At 70.5% G+C, this 19829-nt stretch carries 19 protein-coding genes; 9 read left to right on the forward strand and 10 right to left on the reverse strand.

The annotated features are described in order from the left end of the window. The first annotated feature begins 207 nt into the window (after positions 1 to 207). Positions 208 to 456 (forward strand): hypothetical protein, encoded by a 249-nt coding sequence (locus R2J76_RS08520; RefSeq protein ID WP_316415414.1) that lies wholly within the window; start codon positions 208 to 210, stop codon positions 454 to 456. A gap of 445 nt (positions 457 to 901) precedes the next feature. On the opposite strand, the gene R2J76_RS08525 is transcribed toward R2J76_RS08520, so the two are convergent. The 4 genes from R2J76_RS08525 to R2J76_RS08540 all read right to left on the reverse strand — a co-directional run bounded on the left by R2J76_RS08525 (position 902) and on the right by R2J76_RS08540 (position 4220). Next, positions 902 to 1897, reverse strand: a complete 996-nt coding sequence (locus tag R2J76_RS08525) for a type I glyceraldehyde-3-phosphate dehydrogenase (RefSeq protein ID WP_316415415.1) — start codon at positions 1895 to 1897, stop codon at positions 902 to 904. Continuing rightward, positions 1894 to 2868: a type I glyceraldehyde-3-phosphate dehydrogenase gene (locus R2J76_RS08530; protein WP_316415416.1), complete on the reverse strand. Its 975-nt coding sequence runs from the start codon at positions 2866 to 2868 to the stop codon at positions 1894 to 1896. The genes R2J76_RS08525 and R2J76_RS08530 overlap by 4 nt, the downstream gene beginning before the upstream one ends. Before the next feature lie 68 nt (positions 2869 to 2936). Then, complete coding sequence (gene gap, locus R2J76_RS08535; protein WP_316415417.1) at positions 2937 to 3935, reverse strand: type I glyceraldehyde-3-phosphate dehydrogenase; 999 nt, start codon at positions 3933 to 3935, stop codon at positions 2937 to 2939. A 60-nt stretch (positions 3936 to 3995) separates the two neighbouring features. Next, positions 3996 to 4220 (reverse strand): helix-turn-helix domain-containing protein, encoded by a 225-nt coding sequence (locus R2J76_RS08540; protein ID WP_316415418.1) that lies wholly within the window; start codon positions 4218 to 4220, stop codon positions 3996 to 3998. A 131-nt stretch (positions 4221 to 4351) separates the two neighbouring features. On the opposite strand from R2J76_RS08540, the gene pyk reads away from it, so the two are divergent. Next, positions 4352 to 5782: a pyruvate kinase gene (pyk, locus tag R2J76_RS08545; protein WP_316415419.1), complete on the forward strand. Its 1431-nt coding sequence runs from the start codon at positions 4352 to 4354 to the stop codon at positions 5780 to 5782. Beyond that, positions 5779 to 5940, forward strand: coding sequence for a hypothetical protein (locus R2J76_RS08550; protein ID WP_316415420.1), 162 nt, complete (start codon positions 5779 to 5781; stop codon positions 5938 to 5940). The genes pyk and R2J76_RS08550 overlap by 4 nt, the downstream gene beginning before the upstream one ends. Here the strand turns inward: R2J76_RS08550 and R2J76_RS08555 are convergent, their stop codons facing one another. Together R2J76_RS08555 and R2J76_RS08560 are read right to left on the reverse strand one after the other, a co-directional pair. Further along, the gene (locus R2J76_RS08555) at positions 5941 to 7680 is read right to left on the reverse strand and encodes a transglutaminase domain-containing protein (protein ID WP_316415421.1); all 1740 of its coding nucleotides are present in this window, start codon (positions 7678 to 7680) and stop codon (positions 5941 to 5943) included. It abuts the gene before it with no gap. Positions 7681 to 7704: 24 nt separating this feature from the next. Next, the gene (locus R2J76_RS08560) at positions 7705 to 8160 is read right to left on the reverse strand and encodes a Spy/CpxP family protein refolding chaperone (RefSeq protein ID WP_316415422.1); all 456 of its coding nucleotides are present in this window, start codon (positions 8158 to 8160) and stop codon (positions 7705 to 7707) included. Between the two features lie 70 nt (positions 8161 to 8230). Between R2J76_RS08560 and recO the strand changes: the two genes are divergently transcribed. The 3 genes from recO to R2J76_RS08575 all read left to right on the forward strand — a co-directional run bounded on the left by recO (position 8231) and on the right by R2J76_RS08575 (position 11636). Continuing rightward, positions 8231 to 8980: a DNA repair protein RecO gene (recO, locus tag R2J76_RS08565; protein WP_316415423.1), complete on the forward strand. Its 750-nt coding sequence runs from the start codon at positions 8231 to 8233 to the stop codon at positions 8978 to 8980. Positions 8981 to 9215: 235 nt separating this feature from the next. Beyond that, positions 9216 to 9977: an energy transducer TonB gene (locus tag R2J76_RS08570; protein WP_316415424.1), complete on the forward strand. Its 762-nt coding sequence runs from the start codon at positions 9216 to 9218 to the stop codon at positions 9975 to 9977. 27 nt (positions 9978 to 10004) lie between these two features. Beyond that, positions 10005 to 11636, forward strand: a complete 1632-nt coding sequence (locus tag R2J76_RS08575) for an ABC-F family ATP-binding cassette domain-containing protein (RefSeq protein ID WP_316415425.1) — start codon at positions 10005 to 10007, stop codon at positions 11634 to 11636. Between the two features lie 6 nt (positions 11637 to 11642). Here R2J76_RS08575 and R2J76_RS08580 read toward each other — a convergent pair whose 3' ends face one another. Then, positions 11643 to 12419, reverse strand: coding sequence for a GDSL-type esterase/lipase family protein (locus R2J76_RS08580; RefSeq protein WP_316415426.1), 777 nt, complete (start codon positions 12417 to 12419; stop codon positions 11643 to 11645). Between the two features lie 24 nt (positions 12420 to 12443). Then, complete coding sequence (locus tag R2J76_RS08585; protein WP_316415427.1) at positions 12444 to 14183, reverse strand: peptidylprolyl isomerase; 1740 nt, start codon at positions 14181 to 14183, stop codon at positions 12444 to 12446. Positions 14184 to 14239: 56 nt separating this feature from the next. On the opposite strand from R2J76_RS08585, the gene R2J76_RS08590 reads away from it, so the two are divergent. From R2J76_RS08590 to glgA, 3 genes are read left to right on the forward strand one after another with little or no spacing between them, the layout of a single operon-like run. Beyond that, the gene (locus R2J76_RS08590) at positions 14240 to 15244 is read left to right on the forward strand and encodes a glycosyltransferase family 9 protein (RefSeq protein ID WP_316415428.1); all 1005 of its coding nucleotides are present in this window, start codon (positions 14240 to 14242) and stop codon (positions 15242 to 15244) included. Between the two features lie 55 nt (positions 15245 to 15299). Continuing rightward, entirely contained in the window at positions 15300 to 16565 is a 1266-nt protein-coding gene (glgC, locus tag R2J76_RS08595) for a glucose-1-phosphate adenylyltransferase (protein WP_316415429.1), read from the forward strand. Further along, on the forward strand, positions 16562 to 18010 hold the full coding sequence (gene glgA, locus R2J76_RS08600; protein ID WP_316415430.1) for a glycogen synthase GlgA: 1449 nt from the start codon (positions 16562 to 16564) through the stop codon (positions 18008 to 18010). The genes glgC and glgA overlap by 4 nt, the downstream gene beginning before the upstream one ends. Positions 18011 to 18261: 251 nt before the next feature. Here glgA and R2J76_RS08605 read toward each other — a convergent pair whose 3' ends face one another. After that, positions 18262 to 19134, reverse strand: a complete 873-nt coding sequence (locus R2J76_RS08605) for a phosphodiester glycosidase family protein (RefSeq protein ID WP_316415431.1) — start codon at positions 19132 to 19134, stop codon at positions 18262 to 18264. Between the two features lie 13 nt (positions 19135 to 19147). Next, on the reverse strand, positions 19148 to 19822 hold the full coding sequence (locus R2J76_RS08610; RefSeq protein ID WP_316415432.1) for an outer membrane beta-barrel protein: 675 nt from the start codon (positions 19820 to 19822) through the stop codon (positions 19148 to 19150). Between the last annotated feature and the right edge of the window lie 7 nt (positions 19823 to 19829).

The following is a 19829-nucleotide window of genomic DNA, read 5'->3' on the forward strand; positions in this document are numbered from 1 at the left end:
TCCAGAATTTCCAAGGGAAGGGCTGGAAGCAGGATACCTCCCAGGGTCCCGGGCCGGGGGAGGGTTGACAGCCCGGGAGCCGAGGCCTAGATTGACTCCGCGTCGGAAAAATTCAAAGAACTCTATATAAAAATTTTATTCAACACGGGTTGCCGGTGGCGCCTCCCTGGGGCGTCCGGGATCTCCATGCCGGAAAGGAGGCGGGCCATGATGCTGATTCCCGAAGGCCTGGCCACGTCAAAAGCGCTTTCCGCGGCCTGCCTAAGGCGAACGGTACTGCGGGGGAGTTTGTCCCCGGTGCAGGCGGCCCAGGTCCTGCGGATGCTCGATGACGGTCACCTCAAGGAGGCCGCCGGGGACGGGGACCCCGGCGGCCTGCGGACGCTCCTGCGGGACCTCCAGGAGCGCTACCCCGAAGCCCTCTCCGCCTTCAACGCCCGGCTGCCGGGGGCCTAGGAGCTCGGAAAGGATCATACGTGTTCCGGACCTTCGCCAGGGACCCGCTGCCGCAGGCAAGCTGGGCAAGGTAGCCATCGCGAACATCGTGGTCGGGTTGAGCGGGTGAACGGCCCGCCCATGGCGATTCGGCAAGACCAGCGAAAAAATCAAACGCTGAGGCGCAGAGGACTCGCTGGGGCGCTGGGGGCACTGCCTCTGGTCTGAAACCCGGCGGATCCCGCCACGGTTCACCTTCCTTTCCCAGCGCCCCAGCGAGTCCTCTGCGCCCCAGCGTTTGGTTTTTCTGCCTGGTTCTTGTGGCGCAACGCGGTTCGGGCGCGGATTCCTTGTCCCCGCCCTTGACCCCAGAACCTGCGCACTCCATGAGCAGGGCACCAAGGTAGGGACTGCCCTTGCGAAACGCCCCGCATGGCCTTGCCGCCCGGGGCCACCCCCACCCCCCCTACAGCCGATTCACCAGCTCGCAAAGCCGGGCGGCGTAGGCGAGTTCGTTGTCGTGCCAACCGCAGACTTTCACCAGGGTTCCGCCCACCACGCGGGTGAGGTCGGGGTCCATGACCACGCTCTCCTCCCGGCCGGTGAAATCGCGGCTCACGAGGCCGCCCTCGCTCACGGCCAGGATGCCCCGGAGGCGCACCCGGGAGGCCTCGTCGAAGGCGTCGTTCAGCTCGGCGGGGGTGACGGGGCGGCGCAGGACGGCGGTGAGGTCCACCAGGTTCACGTTGAGGCAGGGCACCCGGAGGGCCCAGCCGTCGAAGCCCCCGGGCAGGTGGGGCAGGGCCTTGCGCAGGGCGCCGAAGGCGCTGCTGGTGGTGGGGATGATGCTCATGAAGGCGGCCCGGGCCCGGCGCAGGTCCTTGTGGGGGAGGTCCAGGAGGCGCTGGTCGTTGGTGGCCACGTGCACGGTGCTCATGCTGGCGGTCTCCAGGCCGAAGGCCTTGTCCAGCACGTCCAGGATGGGGGCGGTGGCGTGGGCGGTGCAGCTGGCGTTGGAGATCACCCGGTGGCGCTCGGGGTCCAGGAGGTGGCCGTTGAAGGGGTGGATCACCGTGAAATCGGCGTCGGGGCTGGGGGCGGAGATGACCACGTTGCGCACGGGGCCCCGCAGGTGCCGGGCGGCGCCCTCCCGGGTGGCGAAACGGCCGCTGGCCTCCACCACTACCCGGGCCTGGTGGTCCCCGAAGGGGATGCGGGCGGGGTCGGTCTCGTGGTAGAGGGGGTACTCCTTGCCCTCCATGACGATGAAATCCCAGTCGCCCTTGCGCAGGCCCAGCACCGCTGGGTGGTCGTCCCCGTGGATGGAATCGAAGCGCAGGAGGTGCACCACGGTTTCCAGGTCGGCGGGATCGTTGAGGGCGCAGAGGCGGTGGGGGCGCTGCAGGGCCAGACGCCGCGCGGCCAGCCTTCCGATGCGTCCGAGTCCATTGATGGCGATCATCGGGCGAGCTCCAGGCAGAGGTCCCTGAGCCGCGCGGCGTAGGCGGCCTCGTTGTCGTACCAGGCGAAGACCTTGACGAAGCGGGGGGCGTGGATGCGGGTGAGCCAGGGGTCCACGATGCAACTGGCCTCGCGTCCCCGCAGATCCACGCTCACCAGGGGGGCCTCCAGGAACTGGACGAGGCCCGGGGCGCCATCCCCGGCCCGGCGCAGGGCGGCGTGCACGGATTCCAGGTCCGCGTCGGTCCGCAGGGTGGCGCCCAGGTCCAGGATGCTCACGTCCGGCGTGGGAACACGCACGGCCAGGGCCTCGAAGCGGCCCCGGGTCCAGGGCAGCGCCTCCCCCAGGCACCGGGCCATGTCGGTGGGGGCGGGGATCATGCTCATGGCGGCGGCCCGCGCCATGCGCGGATCGGCGTGGGGCAGGTCGAGGATGCGCTGGTCGTTGCCGTAGCTTTCCACGGCGGTGGCCAGGCCGGCCTCCACGCCGAAGGCCGCGTCCAGGGCCCCCACCAGGAGGGAGAGGGCGTGGGTGGCGGGGCAGGCCGCGCTGAGCACCTCCCGGCGGGAGGCGTTGACGCCGGGCACCACGGTGGCGTCGGCGTCCGGGGAGGGGGCGCTGATGACCACGTGGCGGACGCTTCCCCGCAGATGGCCGGCGGCCTCCGCGCGCCGGGTGAAGCGCCCCGAGCACTCCAGCACCACCTCCGCCCCCAGGTCGCCGAAGGGGGTCCGGGCGGGGTCCGGCGCGGCGGAAAGGGGCACCGGGAGGCCGTCCAGGACGAGGTGCCCCGCCTGGACCTCCACCGGGAAGGGCGCCTTCCCGTGCACGGAGTCGTAGGTCACCAGGTGGGCCAGGGTGGCGGCGTCGGCGGGGTCGTTGACGCCCACCAGCTCCAGCCCGGGCACCCCGTGGATCCGGCGCAGGACCTGGCGCCCGACGCGTCCCAGACCGTTGATGGCGATGCGCATTCGATTCCCCAGAATGGGAAGAGCCGGCAGGGGGTTCCCGCCGGCTCTCCTCCGGTTGCGGCGCTGGACTACTTCTTCGCGACGACCTTGGCCATCTCGAGCACCTTGCAGGAATAGCCCCACTCGTTGTCGTACCAGGAGACCACCTTCACGAAGGTGGGATCCAGCACGATGCTGGCGTCGGCGTCGAAGGTCGAGGTGCAGCTCTCGCCCCGGAAGTCCGTGGAGACCACCTTGTCGGTGGTGTAGGCCAGGACGCCCTTGAGGGGGCCGTCGGCGGCGGCCTTCATGGCCTTGCAGATGTCCTCCATGCTCGCGGGCTTCTCCAGCTCGCAGGTGAGGTCCACCACGGAGACGTCGGAGGTGGGCACGCGGAAGGCCATGCCCGTGAGCTTCTTGTTGAGGGAGGGGATGACCTTGCCCACGGCCTTGGCGGCGCCGGTGGAGCTGGGGATGATGTTCTCCAGGATGCCGCGGCCCCCGCGCCAGTCCTTCTTGGAGGGGCCGTCGACGGTCTTCTGGGTGGCGGTGGCGGCGTGGACGGTGGTCATGAGGCCGCGCTTGATGCCGAAGGAATCGTGGAGCACCTTGGCCACGGGGGCCAGGCAGTTGGTGGTGCAGCTGGCGTTGGAGATGATGTCCTGGCCGGCGTAGGTGTCGTGGTTCACCCCGTAGACGAACATGGGGGTGTCGTCCTTGGAGGGGGCGCTGAGGATGACCTTGCGGGCCCCGGCCTTCAGGTGCGCGCTGGCGGTCTCCTTGTCCAGGAACAGGCCCGTGGACTCGATGACGATCTCGGCGCCCACCTCGCTCCACTTGAGGTTGGCGGGGTCCTTCTCCTGGGTGAGGCGGATCTTCTTCCCGTTGACCACGAGGGTGTTGCCGTCCACCTTGATGTCGCCCTGGAAGCGCCCGTGCACGGAGTCGTACTGGAGCATGTAGGCGAGGTACTCGGGCTCGAGGAGATCGTTGATCCCCACGATCTCGAGGTCCGGAAAATGTTTCACGGCCGCGCGAAACACCATCCGGCCGATTCGCCCGAACCCGTTGATCCCGATCTTTGTCATGCTGGCCTCCTGACCGCGTTTGGCCGAAGGGGACCCAGCCTGCAAGCCGTGGGATCCCGCTCAGCAGTTGACAGCAGGATACCGCAATGCGCCCAGATGTTGTTCAAGCTTCTTGGACAGCGTGTTCCGGTGCATGCCCAGCTTGCGCGCCGCGGCGCTCTGGTTTCCGTGGTGGGCCTCGAGGACCAGCTCGAGGTAGATGCGCTCCAGTTCCCGCTTGGCGATCTCGAGGGGGATGTCCTTTCGCACGAGCTCGGCGATCAGTTCCTCCATCATGTGGCGCATCGGGGTGGCTCCTGGGGTAGCCCAAAAAAATAGCACCTCGGATGGGCCGTGGACAGCCGAATTTACTTCGGTCCCGGCCCCTCCGCTGCGGAAAAACCTGTGGAATACTTGTGGATACTCCGGAGGACTCCGTGCGCAAAACCAAGATTGTGATCACGATGGGGCCGGCTCTCGCGGAGGCCGGCAGGCTGCGCGGGGCCCTGGAAATCGCCGACGCGGTCCGCCTCAACGCCAGCCACGGGGACCTGGGCGGGCGCCTGGAGGCGCTCACCGAGATCCGCCGCATCTCCGGCGAGATCGGGCGCCGGGTGCCGGTGCTGCTGGATCTGCAGGGGCCCAAGTGGCGCGTGGGCGCCATGGAGGCGCCCCAGGAGCTGCCGGTGGGCACCATCGGCGTCTTCCATCCCGACGGGGAGGCCCCGGGCACCGGTCCCGGCGGCGCGGCCTGGGCCGTTCCGCTCCCCCACCCGGAGCTCTTCCTGGGCGCCAAGGCCGGGCAGCGCTGGATCCTGGACGACGGCAACCTGGAGGTGGAAGTCACCGAGGTCCGGCCCCGGCTCGTGGCGGCCCGGGTGAAGGTGGGCGGCCTCCTCAAGCCCCGCAAGGGCGTGCACCCCATCGGCCTGGACGTGGCCTTCGATCCCCTCACCCCCAAGGACCTGGTGGACATCCGCTGGGGCGTGGAGCACGGCGTGGACCTTTTCGCCCAGAGCTTCGTGCGCCGCGCGGAGGACGTGCGCTCCCTGGAGGCGGTCATCAAGGGCCTGGGCGGCTCCCAGCCCATCATCTCCAAGATCGAGCACCCCGCGGCCCTGGACAACCTGCACGAGATCCTGGAGGCCTCCTGGGGCGTCATGGTGGCCCGGGGCGACCTGGGCGTGGAACTGGGCGTGGAGCGGGTCCCCAACCTCCAGAAGCACATCATCGCCTCGGCCCGCCACGCCCTCAAGCCGGTGATCACCGCCACCCAGATGCTCGAGAGCATGATCGAGAGCCCCCAGCCCACCCGGGCCGAGGCCTCGGACGTGGCCAACGCCATCTGGGACGGCACGGACGCCGTCATGCTCAGCGCCGAGAGCGCGGTGGGGAAATTCCCCGTGGACGCCATCCAGTGGCTGGCGCGCATCGCGGCGGACGCCGACGCCCACTTCCGGCCCCGGCTGGGCCGCACCGAGGATGCCCTCACCCAGCGCCTGTCCTCCCGCACCGACGTGGCCGTGGCCTTCGCCGCGTGCCGCACCGCCCAGGAGATCGGCGCCAGCTTCATCGTGGTCTTCACCGAGGGGGGCGGCAGCGCCCGCATGGTGAGCCGCCTCGCCGGGGACCTGCCCGTGGTGGGCGTCACCATGGACCTGGGCAACGCCCGGCGCATGGGCGTCATGCGCGGCGTGCAGTCCCTGCTCCTGCCCAAGGCCCAGTCCGCCGACGAGGCCATGGCCACGGTGGAAAAGGCCCTGCTGAAATCCTTCGGCGCCCTGCCCGGGGCCAAGGTGGTCTTCACCCTGGGCCTGCCCCTCTACCAGGAGGGCACCACCAATTCGCTCAAGGTCATCGAGCTTTGAAAGGGCTCCTGGGGTTCTTCGGCATGAGCCTCGGGGGGGCCCTGGGGTGGTGGCTGGGAGGGCTCCAGAGCCTCACGCTGGCCGTGGTGCTCAGCGCCGTGGGCAGCGGACTGGGACTCTACTGGACGCGGCGGCTCGCGGAGGATTACCTCGAATGATCAGCGGCGGATCTCCAGGGCGTCCAGGAGCCTGAAGGCCTCGGGTTCGGAAACCGCCTCCACCCGGAGCCATTCGCCGCCGCCCGCGTCCGCCCAGAGGGTGCCCGATCCGAACCAGCCCCGTCTTCCGTCCCTGCCCTGGAGGAGGCGCACCGCGGATGAGGAGCCCGGCCGGGGCGAGGCGGTGACCCGGTGCCGTCCGTCCAGGTCCAGCCGGCCCTCGACCCAGGTCCACCGGGACCCGGGAAGGCGCAGGGCGAAGCCCGGCCCGTAGGCGGTGTCGCCCTGCACCCGCACGGCCGCGGCCCAGGGGGCCTCGGGCACCCAGGTGCCGTCCTGGAAGGTGGAGGCGGCGTTCTCCCAGCCCACCGCGCCCAGGTCGGCCAGGTCGGTGGTGCCGAGCTTGAGGCGGAAGGCCGAGGCCGGGACCATGTCGAAGGTGGGGTCCACCGGGAACCACCGGGCCCCGATGCGGGCCTCCACCCAGAAGTGGAGTCCCATGCCTTCGCCCATGGCCACCCAGCCCACCACGCCCCGGGCCGGCACCCCCAGGCGGCGCAGGAGGGCCACCTCCAGCACCCCGTGCTCCGTGCAGTCGCCCCGGGGGCAGCGGGCCACCTCCTGGGCGGAGGCGAAGCCCACGGTGTAGTCCTTGTCCCGGATCCAGTCGTACACGAAGGCGGTGACCCGCCGCACCAGTTCGGCCCGGGTCGCGCCGGGCGGCGGATCCAGGCGCTTGACGAGGCCGTCGAAGACGGGATCCCGGAACTGCACCAGCGGCGTCGCGGCGAGGAAGGGACGGTCCTCGGCGGAGGGGGCGCCCTTCACCGGCGGCTCCGTGCATTCCGCCCCGGCCAGGGGCGCGGCGCGCTCCAGGCGGAAGCGGTTGGGCCCCAGGGGGCGCTGCTGGGCGTCCACGGGAAGGTCCAGGGTCCCCTTGCCCTCCCACCGCACCGTCACGTCGCGCACCCAGGGGACGAAGGGATGGGGCGGGAGGGTCTTGAGGGTGGGTTCGAAGAAGGTCTTGTCCCCCTTGGCCGCGGCCAGGGGGGGCAGCCCCTCCCGCTGGGAGACCATGACGATGCCCGCGAAGGAGCCCACCGACTTGAGGTCGCCCTCGGCGGGATCGATCCACATCTCCATTTCCTGGGCCATGGGGCCCTCCGAGGCCTTGCCCCGGAACCGCACGGCCCCGGGGTACCCCGGCAGGGGGTCGGCCCCCACGGGCTCCAGGTCCAGGGCCGCGGGCTGCTGGGTGGGGACGTTGAAGCTCCTCAGGTGCACGGGGCGCCGGGCCGCGGCGGCGGCCTTGAGGAGGTCGTCCACGTCCCCGGGCCAGAGGGTGGTGCCTTCGGGCAGATCCACGGTCTTCACGGGCAGGTTCCGGTAGGTGACCCGGAGCTTCCCGGGTTCCGCGGGGGTCCAGGAGGCCTGGCCCTCCACCGGTTCCTGGGAGAGGGCCACGCGGAACGTGAACTGCAGGGAGCCGTCGGGGCGCTTCAGGGCGGATTCCCAGAGGTCCTGGGAGATGGTCACGCCCATGCGCTCGAGCTTGGCCCATTCGCGGGATTCGATGCGGACCCCCTCGGGTCCGCGGGTGAGCTTGCGGGAGGATCCGCCGGCCTCCTGGCCCGCGATCCACTGCCGGAAGGTCTGGGTCCCGCCGGTGCGCGGCGCCGGGTCCGCCAGCAGGACGGCGGCCAGGGTGAAGGTGAGGATCGCGCGGATGGGGACGGCCATGGAGTGCTCCGTCCCCACGATAACCTACCTGGGGCCGCCCCCGGGATGGCGCATGCGCATGCCTTCGAGCCTGCCCATGAGCCGCGCGGCCTTTTCCCGCTGCTCGGGGGTGAGGATCGCGCGGATCTCCATGCGCTGGGCCCGGTGCTCCAGGAGCAGGTCCAGGTTGGCGTCGGCCTGGGCGCGGTGGAGGGCCTTGAGGTCCTCGGCCTTGGCGTCGGGGTTCTTCATGGCGTCGGCGAAGGCCTTGTGCGCCGTCTCGGCCGCGGCGCGGCGGGATTCGATGGCGGCCTTGTGCTTGCCGCGGATCTCCTTGACGGAGGTCTTCTGGGCTTCGGTGAGATTCAGGGCCCGGTCGAAGCGCGCCTCCCGGTCCGGAAGGCGGTCCCCCATGCGGGGCCGGGGCGGGGGGGCGTCCTGGGCCAGGACCGGCGTCAGGCCGATCCCCAGGGCGAGCGCGGCGGATGCGAGTGTTCTCATGGCCTTCTCCTGGAGGATGTGGGATTTCTTTCCACAGCGTATGGGACGCCCCGGGGGCCGGGAGGGTTTAATGGTGGAGATGATCCGCACCCATTCCGCCATCGTCCTCCGGCCCACCCCCTTCGAGGAGGGGGGGCTGGTGGTGTCCTTCCTCACGGAGCACGGGGAGCGGCTGGTGGGCCTGGCCCGGGGCGCCAAGAAGCCCACCGCCAAGTGGGTCTCCAGCTTCGAGCCCCTGGGGCTGGTGAAGGTGGGGTTCTTCGGCCGGGAGCAGGCGGAGATCAAGCGGGTCACCCGGTGCGAGCTCCAGCATTCGCCCATGACCCTGGGCCACCTGGAATCCAGCCTCGTGGTGGCCTGCCTCGCGGATGTCTTCGACCGGGTGGCCCGGGAAGGCGTGGAGGACGACCGCCTCTTCCGGCTCCTGTCGGCCTGCGCCCGGTGCCTCAAGGAGGACCCCAGCCGGTCCCTGGCCGTCCTGGCCTACGCCGAGCACTGGATGCTCCACCTCATGGGCCTGCTGCCCCACCCCAGGCTCTGCGGCCGCTGCGGCGGCGGGGAGGCCCCCCTGGTGCTCTTCACCCAGGACCACGGCTGGTGCTGCGCCGCCTGCACCCCGGTGGACCCCCGCGAAGCCCTGCCCCCGGGCACCCGGGAGCACCTGAAGCTCCTGCGCACCCTTCCCGCGGCCCAGGCCCCCGATCCCGGCGGCTCCGAGGCCGCCCGGGCCGTGACCCGCATCCTCCGGGACCGCCTGCGGCGGGAACTGGGGGGCCTGAAGAGCTACGAGGTCCTGGAGAAGTTGGTCGTGCCTTGCTGACGATGCGGCTCGTAGGCCTGACACGTCCGTGACATCCGGCCCAGCGGTGACACGATCGTGGCGGAAAGGGCGCCCAGCATCACTGTCCTGTAACTTCCGCCGACGCGCCTTGACGAGCGAACGAACGTAACCGATACCTTGGCAACACGATCTTTGGGACACAAGGAAGCGGCGCGGGACCCTGGGGTCCGCGCCGCTTTCCCGTACCCGGAGGTCCCCAGCCCAAGGAGGTCCCATGTCCGCCCGCGACCGTTGCCCTCGGCCTGCCGAGATCCTGCCCCCCACGCTGCTGTTCAATGCCGTGCACCTGGCGGCGCCCCCCACGGACCGCCTGGCCAGTTTGATGCTGGCCTGCGCCATTTACGCCGGCCTGGGCGCCGCGGTCCTGGGCGGGGCCCGGCACCTGGCCATCCGGAGGCCGGTTACCACCCTGCCGCCGGTGGTCATCATCGATCCGGACCTCGATCCGCCCCGCCCGGCCGTCCGGGTCGAGCCGGCCCGGGGCGGGGGCCCGGTGCCGCCGGGGCTCAAGGTGGTGCAGCCGCCCCCGGACGCCAACGTCATTCCCGACCACACGCCGGCGGGCCTCCCCACGGCAAACCACGGGGGGGAGATCGCGGGGGATCCCAACGCCCCGGTGGGCCCCGGGATCGTGGGGCTCCCCCCGGGGCCGCCCACGCCACCCGTCCAGACGGCCCCCCGCGCCGCCCAGGTGGTGGAAATGGAAACCCAGGCCATGCGCATCCTCAGTCAGGTGCCCCCCGTGTACCCGGCCCTGGCCAGGCTGACGCGCATCCAGGGGCCCGTGGAACTGCGCATGACCGTGGATGTCACCGGGACGCCCACGGATATCCAGGTCATCTCCGGCCCCCACCCCCTGCTGGTGAACGAGGCGGTGCGGGTGGCCCGGCTCTGGCGCTTCCAGCCCGCGAAGCTGGACGGGATCCCCGTGGCGGCCACCTTCCGGCTCACCGTGGCATTCCGGCTGGAGAGATGAGGTAGGCTGTTCCTTTGGAGCAAGCCCTTGATCGCCCTTTCCGATGTGAGCAAGCAGTACGGCAAGCAGATCCTTTTCATCGACGCCTCCTTCCAGTTGAACCCCGGCGAAAAGGCCGGGCTGGTGGGGCCCAACGGCGCCGGCAAGTCCACCCTCTTCCGCATGATCCTGGGGGAGGAGACCCCGGACGACGGCGTGGTGAGCGTCCCGAAGAAGCTGTCCATCGGCTATTTCCGCCAGGAGGTGGACGAAATGTCCGGGCGCTCGGTGCTGGACGAGGCCATCGCCGGCAGCGGGCGCCTGGGTGATCTGCACCACGAGCTCACGGACCTGGAGCACGCCATGGGCGACCCGGACCGCGCGGGCGAATTGGAGGCCATCATCGACCGCTTCGGCCAGGTGCAGGAGGAATACCAGCACCTGGGCGGCTACGAACTGGAGACCCGGGCCCGCACCACCCTGGAGGGCCTGGGTTTCGAGCCCGGGCAGATCGACGGGGACGTGGGGGCCCTCTCCGGCGGCTGGAAGATGCGCGTGTCCATGGCCAAGGTGCTCCTGGGGCGCTTCGACGTGCTGCTGCTGGACGAGCCCACCAACCACCTGGACATCGAATCCATCCTCTGGCTGGAGACCTACCTGAAATCCGTGTCCGCCACCCTGCTCATGACCTCCCACGACAAGGACTTCATGAACCGCATCGTCACCAAGGTCATCGAGATCGACGGCGGGGACATCGTCACCTACTCCGGGGACTACGATTTCTACGTCAAGGAGCGGGAGACCCGGGAGACCAACCAGGAGGCGGCCTACGCCCGCCAGCAGGCCAAGCTGGCCAAGGAACAGCGCTTCATCGAGCGCTTCTCCACCCACGCCGCCAAGGCCGCCCAGGTGCAGAGCCGCGTCAAGGCCCTGGACAAGATCGAGCGCATCGAACTGCCCAAGCGCCGCAAGGTGGTGAAGTGGGATTTCCGGCTCCCCATGCGCAGCGGCGAGGACGTGGCCATGCTCGAGGGCGTCGCCAAGGGCTACGGCGCCAGGAAGATCTACAGCGACTTCGATTTCCACATCCGCCGGGGGGAGCGGTGGTGCGTCATGGGCAAGAACGGCGCCGGCAAGTCCACCCTCCTCAAGATGGTGGCCGGCGCCCTGGAACCCGACGCCGGCTCAGTGCGCCTGGGGGCCAGCCTGCGCATGGGCTACTTCGCGCAGCAGTCCCTGGATCTGCTGGATCCGGAGCTGACGGTCCTCGAACAGCTCATGCAGGACTTCCCCATGGAGGGCCTGGGGGTGCTGCGCAATATCCTGGGCGCCTTCCAGTTCAGCGGCGACGACGTGGACAAGCGCATCCGCAACCTCTCCGGCGGCGAGAAATCCCGGCTGGTGATGGCGCGCATGCTCTTCAACCCGCCCAATTTCCTCGTGCTGGACGAGCCCACCAACCATCTGGACCTGGGCACCAAGGAGATGCTCATCGAGGCCCTGAAGGACTTCGAGGGCACCATGCTCTTCGTGTCCCACGACCGCACCTTCCTGCGGGGGCTGGCCAACCGGGTGCTGGAGCTGGGCTGCGAGGAGCACGCGGGGCCCATGAAATACCCCGGCACCTACGCGGAATACGTGGAGAGCACCGGCCGGGAGGCGCCCGGCGTGCACGGCTGATGCCCCTCAGCGGGCCAGAGCCTTTCGCAGGGCGGCTTCCACCAGGGGCGCCACGACGGCGAAACCCGCGGCGTTCGGGTGGAGCCCGTCGTCGGCCAGGGTGCGTTTGAGCTGGCCGCGGCCGTCCAGGGTGGCCGCATGGAGATCCGCCAGGTCCAGGCGGTTGCGCTCGCAGTGGGACCGGATCCAGTCGTCCAGGGCCCGGATGCGGTCCAGGGGCCGCGTGACGAAGTAGTCCCGGGAGGCGGGGGTGTCGTTGTGCACGGGCAGGACGGTGCAGAGGACGGGGCGGATCCCGTTGGCCACGGCCAGGTCGGTGAGGGAGGCGAGGTTGGCCTCGATGTCCTCCAGGGCGATGGGACCGGTGTTTCCGGCGAGGTCGTTGGTCCCGGCGAGAATGACGACCGCCCGAGGGTGCAGGGCCACCACGTCCTGGCGGAAGCGCAGGAGCATCTGGCCCGTGGTCTGGCCGCTGATGCCGCGGTTCACGTAGGGCCGCCCGGGGAAGCTCGCGGCCAGATCCCAGATTTCCGTGATGGAATCCCCCAGGAACACCACGCGGTCCTCCCCGGGGCGGGGCGCCCTGAGCCGGGCGTTGGCGTCCCGGTAGCGCGCCAGCTGGCCCCAGTCATCCATGAGTTCGGCCTGGTTGGAACGGCGCCAATCCTGGAGGTGGCGCCGGGCCGTGGCCAGGGCCTCGCCGGGGTCGGGGGGAGGCGCCTGGCCGGAGAGGGAAGGAGCCGCTAGAACGGCCAGGCACGCGAGGGTTCGCCAGTTCGGCATGGGCACTCCGGGCGGGATTCGGGGTCAGAGGATATCCACCGCGAGGATCCGCGTCCCCACCGTCAATCCATCCAGGATCGGCAGGGCGGTGTCGGGATCCTCCACCTCGCCCACCCGGGTGTATCTCCCCGTGAGGTGGGGCGCGGCGTTGGTGGTGATGAAGAACTGGCTGCCCCCGGTGTCCTTGCCGCTGAGGGCCATGCCCACGCTGCCGGGGCCGTACCAGGCGAGGCTGTCCTCGCAGCGGACGGTGTAGCCGGGGCCGCCGTCCATGGTGTCCACGGGGCTGCCCATCTGCACGACGAAATCGGGCACGACCCGGGGGACCTGGCGGCCGTTGAAGAAGCCCCGGCGGGCCAGGAGCACCAGATTGGCCACGTTGATGGGGGCGACGGCGGGGTCCAGGGCCAGGACGACGCGGCGGCCCCGGTCGAAGGTGATGCGCATGCGCACGGACTTGCCCGAGCGGGCCAGGCGCAGGGCCTCGTCCCGGATGAGGTCCTCCAGGAAGGAGGGCCTGGGGGCGGAGGGCCAGGGGGTGGCGGGGTCCCCCTTGGCCAGGAGGGTGTAGGCGTCCAAACGCGCCGTCCAGCAGGGGTGTTCCAGGAACCGCGCCAGCAGGGCCCGGCGCTGCGGCTCGGGCAGCTTCCAGCGTTCCAGGGCGGGCAGCAGGACCTGGACGGCGTCGTACATGGAGGTCTTCCAGAGGCGCTGGACCAGGGCCTCCAGGTTGGCGGGGGGCCGGGGCAGGTCCTCGATGGCGGCGGAGAGGGTCAGGGGATCGTCGGAACCCAGGAGCCCCTGGCCGTACCGGTCGGCGTCCCCGGGCGCGTGCTTGCGCAGGGCGGCCAGGATGCCGCTGGAAAGGGGGCCTCCGAAGGTGCGGGAGGCGATCCGCCGCAGGGCGGCCAGGGCCTCGGGCTCGAGGGCCGGGAGCCGGGCGAAATGATCCAGGGCGGCCATGCGCACCAGGAGATGCGGGGAATCCAGGGCCTTGACGGCCAGGGCGCTGGCCGCGGGATCGGGGGTGGCCGGCAGGCCCTCCAGGAGCCGCTGGGCCGCGCCGGGCGCGAGGCCTCCGGCCAGGGCCCCGGTGAGCAGCTGGAGGTGCTCCGCGGCCCGGGGGGCCCAGGGACCGCGGTTCCAGGCGTCCAGGTACGCGAGAAGGGAGGGGTCGGCCATGCGGGGTTCGCCCTTTTCCTTGCCGGCGAGCACCATGCGCAGGTGGGCGGCGCCGCCCCGGATGGGATCGCCCTTGCCGGCCTTGAAAAGGGCTTCCATGAAGGCGCGCACCGCGGGGGTGGCCGTGGCGCCGTTGAGGAGGGCGGTGGCCAGGGGGCCCTCCAGGTGGAGGTGGGCCGGCCAGGAGGCGGCGTCCGTGGGGGTCAGGCTCTCCAGGGCGCTGAGGGCCCGGCTGGATTTGAGGCGGTTCAGGAAGAACAGGGCGGTGAACCGGTCCTGGGGGGTGACCGCCGCCAGGGCCCGGGCCTCCCAGACGGCCGTCGTGGGATCCGCCAGCCACGGCGGCAGCAGGGCGGGGGCTCCGGGGGCGCCGATGCGCTGGAGGGTCAGCTCCAGGCGGGCCCGGTCGGCGGCGGGCAGGGCGGACAGGGCCTCGGGGGGGAAAACGGGAGGCTTGCGGTCCCATTCCGCCTTCACCGCGTCCACGGGCGTGAAGGCCGGGCCGCTCACGGGCGGGGCGGCCTGGACCGAAAAGGCCGCCACCAGGGCGAAAAGGGCGGGGCGGCTGGGCGGAGGCTGCATGAAATGATCCTTGGATGAAGTCTTATCTTACGCGAGGATGAAGGCTGGAGGCTCACGTGAACGATGCCGTGCCCATGGGGGCCCACTGGGTGCGCTTCCCCCGCTTCTTCGGGGACGCCATGATGATCCACGGCGCCATCGCGCGCCTGCGGGCGGCGGGTCTGCCCCTGGTGGCCTGGGGACCCGCCTGGATCGTGGATCTCTTCGAAGGGAGTGCCGACTACCTGGCCGCGGTGCCCGACCCCCAGCGCAAGTACAGCCCGTTGAAGGCGGCCCGCCTTCTGCGCGCCCACAGGCCCGCCTCCCTCATCAATTTTCCCAAGAGCAGCCGTCCCGCGGTGGCGGGGTTTCTGGCCCGGGTGCCCCTGCGCCTGGGCTGCGGCGACGGTGGGGCCTCCCTCCTGTACACCCAAAGCATCCCCTTCTACAAGCTGGATACGCCCTTCGTGGAGCGGTACCGCATGGCCGTGGCCCGGGCCTTCCCCCAATGGCCCGAACCGCCGGCTTTCCTGCCCTTCCGGCCCCGGGCCGCGGCCATGGCGGAGGCGGCCGAGCGCAAGGCGGCCCTGGGCCTGGGGGACTACGTGATCCTGGCCCCCGGGGCCAACTGCGCCTGCAAGCGCCTCTCGGTGGAGTCCTTCGGGGCCCTGGGCGCGCGGCTCGTGGCCGCGGGCATCACCCCCGTGATCCTGGGGGCGGGCCCGGTGGACGCCATGCTGGCCGCGCAGATCCACGCCCGGGTTCCCCGTTCGGTGGATCTCACGAACCAGGGGGGCCTCGCGCTTTCCGCCGCGTGGATCGCCGGGGCCCGGGCGCTGATCGGCATGGATTCGGGCCTGGCGCACATCGCCGCGGGCTGCGGGATTCCCACCGTGGCCATCTTCGGGCCCACCCGGCCGCGCCATTCCGCCCCCTGGGGACCCCGGGTCCGCACGCCGCGCAAGGAGGGCCTGGCGTGCCTGGAATGCATGGGCGTCGTGTGCGTGGTGGAGGGCAATCCCTGCATGACGACCCTGGACGACGACTACCTCTGGGGGGAGCTGCAGGCCGTTTTGCCTTGAATCGGCGCTGCATTGGGCGCATCCTTCGGGGGTACAGCATGCACGAGGTGTGCGAATGTCCCAGCGCGAGGTGTTCCTTGCGGCTCAGCGAACCATCGCCATGGTGCTGGCGGGAGGCCGCGGCAAGCGGCTCCACGACCTGACCCGGCGCCTTTCCAAGCCCGGCCTGGCCTTCGGCGGGAAGTACCGCATCATCGACTTCACCATGTCCAATTGCGTGAATTCCAATATCCGCAAGATCCTGGTGGTCACCCAGTACAACTCCCACAGCCTGCTGGAGCACCTGCAGTTCGGCTGGACCTTCCTCAATGGGAAGTTCAACGAGTTCATCCACGTCCTTCCGGCCCAGCAGAGCCTGGAGAGCGACGCGTGGTACAGCGGCACCGCCGACGCGGTGTACCAGAATCTCGAGACCATCGGGGCCCACCGTCCCGAGAACGTGCTGGTGCTGGCGGGGGACCATATCTACAAGATGGACTACCGCCGCTTCCTGGAGGACCACCTGGAGAAGGACGCGGACCTGACGATCGCCTGCCTTGAAGTGCCCCTGGCCGACGCCCGGGAATTCGGCGTGGCCGAGGCCGACGCGTCGGACCGCATCGTCTCCTTCGTGGAAAAGCCCCAGCAGCCCACCCCCGTGCCGGGCCGGCCGGGCTACGCCTTCGCGAGCATGGGGATCTACCTGTTCAAGGCCGATTTCCTGTACGCCGAACTGGCGCGGGACGCGGCGGACCCGACGTCCAGCCACGATTTCGGCAAGGACGTCATCCCCTACCTGGTGCCCCGGGCCCGGGTCTACGCCCACCGCTTCAACCGCAGCCACATCCGCAACATGGACAAGCCGCCCTACTGGCGGGACGTGGGCACCGTGGACGCGTACTGGGAGGCCAACATGGACCTCACCAACGTGGACCCCGACCTGAACCTCTACGACTACGACTGGCCCATCTTCACCCACCAGGAGCAGCTCCCGGCGGCCAAGTTCGTGCACAGCGGCCCCCACCGCAACGGCGTGGCCATCAGCAGCCTGGTGTCGGCGGGGTGCATCGTTTCGGGGGCCACGGTGCACCGCTCCCTGCTCTTCAGCAAGGTGCGGGTCCATTCCCACGCCTACCTCCACGAGGCGGTGGTGCTGCCCGGGGCGGACATCGAGGAGCATGCGCGGCTGCACCGGGTGATCGTGGACCGGAACTGCCGGGTGCCCATCGGGCTGGTGGTGGGGGAGGATCCGGAGGAGGACGCGCGGCGCTTCCATCGCACGCCGGGAGGTGTAACCCTGATCTCCCAGCGGATGCTGGACAACCTGCAGGAAGGCCGATGAAGATCCTCCACGCCGCCACGGAACTGTTTCCCTACGTGAAGGTGGGAGGCCTGGGCGACGTGCTGGCCGCGCTGCCCGGTGCCCAGCGGACCCTGGGGGCGGACGCCCGGATCCTCCTGCCGGGCTACGGGGCGCTTCTGGCCCGGATCCGGGACCTGGAACCGGCCGGCGGCTTCCCGGACCTCCTGGGGCAGGGGGAGGCGCGCCTGCTGCGGGGCGCGACCGCGGACGGGGTGCCCGTGTACCTGCTGGACCATCCGGGGCTGTACGATCGCGCGGGCGGTCCCTATGCGGAGTACGGGGACAGCCACCTGCGCTTCGCCGCCTTCGCCTGGGCGGCGTCCCAGCTGGGCCGCAACGGCGACTGGGCCGGATGGCGCCCGGACGTGCTCCAGGTCCACGACTGGCAGGCCGCCCTGGCTCCCGCGTACTACGCCCAGGATCCGGGCCGGGTCCCCCTCACGGTCACGACCATCCACAACCTTTCGTACCAGGGCATCTACCCCGCCCCCCTGCTGCCGGAACTGTGGCTGGGCCCCAGCATCTTCCACACGGAAGGGGCCGAGTTCTACGGCAAGATCAATTTCCTCAAGGCCGGACTGGCCTTCGCGGACCGCATCACCACCGTGAGCCCCACGTACGCCAAGGAGATCCAGCAGCCGGAGGCGGGAAGCGGCCTGGACGGGCTCCTGACCCATCGCCGGCGGGACTTGGCGGGCATCCTCAACGGCGTGGACAACGCCATCTGGAACCCCGCCACAAGCCCCCACCTGGAACACCACTTCGACGCCCGGCACCTGTCGGGCAAGAAGCTCGACAAGAACCTCCTGCAGCGGGAGATGGGCCTGGACGAATCCCCCGGCGACCCGGTGTTCGGGGTGGTGAGCCGTCTGGCCGAGCAGAAGGGCCTGGACCTGGTGCTGGAGAACGTGGCCTACCTGCTCCAGCTCAACGCCCAGCTGGTCATCCTGGGCACCGGCGACCCCGTGCTGGAGGAGGGTTTCGCCGCCGCCGCCAAGGCCCATCCCGGCCGCGTGGCCTGCGCCCTGGCCTACGACGAGGGCCTGGCCCACCGCATCCTGGCCGGCTCCGACGTGATGCTGGTGCCCAGCCGCCAGGAGCCCTGCGGCCTCACCCAGCTCTACGCCCTGCGCTACGGCACCCTGCCCCTGGTGCGCCGCGCCGGGGGCCTCGCCGACACCGTGGTGGACACCGACGCCCAGTCCCTGGTGGATTCCACCGCCACCGGCTTCGTGTTCAAGGAGGCCAGCAGCTGGATCCTGGGGGAGACCATCGGCCGCGCCTGCCGGCTCTACCGGGAGGACCCCCGCACCTGGACCCGCATCCAGCGCCACGCCATGGCGCAGAATTTCAGCTGGAAGGCCAGCGCGAAGGAATACCTGGAGCTCTACGAAGGGATGATGCGGAAGGCCAAGGGCGAGTAATCCCTGGCGGATCCCGTAATACTGTCCGGCTCCTCAGCCGGGATGGGGCTGAGTTGGAGGCCTCATTCCCTTCATTCCCTTCATCCCCTTCATCCTGTTCATCCGATTTAATCCCTGTTCCCGCAGGGCCAGGGCAGGGATGGGTCGGCGCATGCGGATCAGCTACGCGCCGACCCATCCCATCGCTGGCCCTGCGGGAACGGGGATTAAATCGGATGAACAGGATGAAGGGGATGAAAAAAGAATCACCTTCAGGCCGCGGGGGGGAGCGGCCTCGCGAAGACGCCCAGGTTGTTCCCGTTGGAGCGCTGCTGGGGCTCCCCGCCGGCGTTGCTGGTGGAGCCCAGGGCCACGCCGCTGGGGTGGTTCACGAGCCGGGGCTGGCCCTCCACCTCCCGCACCAGGGCGGTGGAGCCGCCGCCGTCCAGGTTCAGGCCGTCGGCGGCGCCGAAGCGCAGCAGCCAGTCCACCACCTCGTCCAGGGTGGCGCCCACGCTGTAGCCGGCCTGGCGGCCGTCGATCACCAGGAGGATCAGGTACCGGCCGTCCCGGCTGAGGCCCACCGCCGTGCGGGGGTGGGTGGCCTTGTTGAAGGGGATGGGGGCGACGCTCCGCACGCCGTCCGCCAGGATCACCTCGGTGCCGGCCACGGCGGTCCAGAGGCCGCTGGTGCGGAAATCGGGGCCGGTCTTCAGGATGGTGGCGAAGTTGTCCCGGGTGGCCACCAGGGCGGCCTGGCCGATGCCGTGGGTGGCGGCGGGGGAGACCACCTGGCCGCCGGACATGGCCAGGCCCAGGAGGTCCTTGTCCCCGGGGGTGCAGCAGGGGTCGTAGAAGTTGGCGTTGATCGCCACCTGCAGGCGGTGGTGGGCCAGGAACTCCCCCGTGGTCTCGCTGGTGGTCTCCTTGGAACCGGCGTGGGGCGTGGCGAAGAGCCGCACCCCCGGGGCCCGGAGATCCACCCGCACGGCAAAGGCCTTCTGGCGGCGGGGCTCCGGGGCCTCGCCCGAGGCCAATTCCACCCCCTGGTAGGCGGGTACCCAGGGTTCCACCTTGACCTGGGCCCGCAGGGGCGCGAAGGCGACGAGGCAGGCGATGGCCCGCAGGGCCCCTGGGAATCTCATGGGACGCTCCCGGTCAGAAGGTGAGGCTCACGCCGAAGGTGAGGGTGGAGACGGTGAGCTTGTCGAAGGCCACCTGGGCGGGGGTGGCGATGCCCAGGCCCTTGAGGTCCAGCTTGCGGGTCTGGGCCTTCATGGAGGTGGTCTGGTACCGGGCCTCCAGGGCCAGGGACCGGGTGATCTGGAAGCCCAGGCCGGCGCAGTAGTAGGGGACGAAATTGTTGGCGTCGTAGTTGCTCTTCACGGGGCCGGCGCCGGCGTTGGTGAGGTCGAAGGTGCCGGTGCGGTTGGCGGTGGCGTAGGCCACGCCCAGGCCGGCCAGCACGTAGAGCCGGGCCGGGAGGGTGCGCACGTACTCGGCTCCGTAGGTGAAGGCGTAGGCCTCGTTGTCGGTGTTGGCGGGGTAGGTGGCCTGGGCCCATCCGGGGACCGTGAGGGTCTGGGGCGCGGAGCTGCTGGCCTTGAAGGTGAAGTACCCGAAGCGCATGCGCACGGAGTCCTGGCCGCCCAGGCTGTAGGTGTCGGTGACGTCCAGGGCGACGCCCACGGTGGAGTCCACCCACTGCTTGGCGCCCCCGGAGGGCTGGGCCATCCCGATCTGCCCGCCCCAGATCCCGCTTTCGGCCTGGAGGGCGCCGCTGGCCAGGAGGACCGCGGCGGTGGTGGCGAGGACGCGCAGGGAGGTGCCCATGAACGGA

The organism is Mesoterricola silvestris, from assembly GCF_030295405.1.
In the GTDB taxonomy this organism is placed as follows: domain Bacteria; phylum Acidobacteriota; class Holophagae; order Holophagales; family Holophagaceae; genus Mesoterricola; species Mesoterricola silvestris.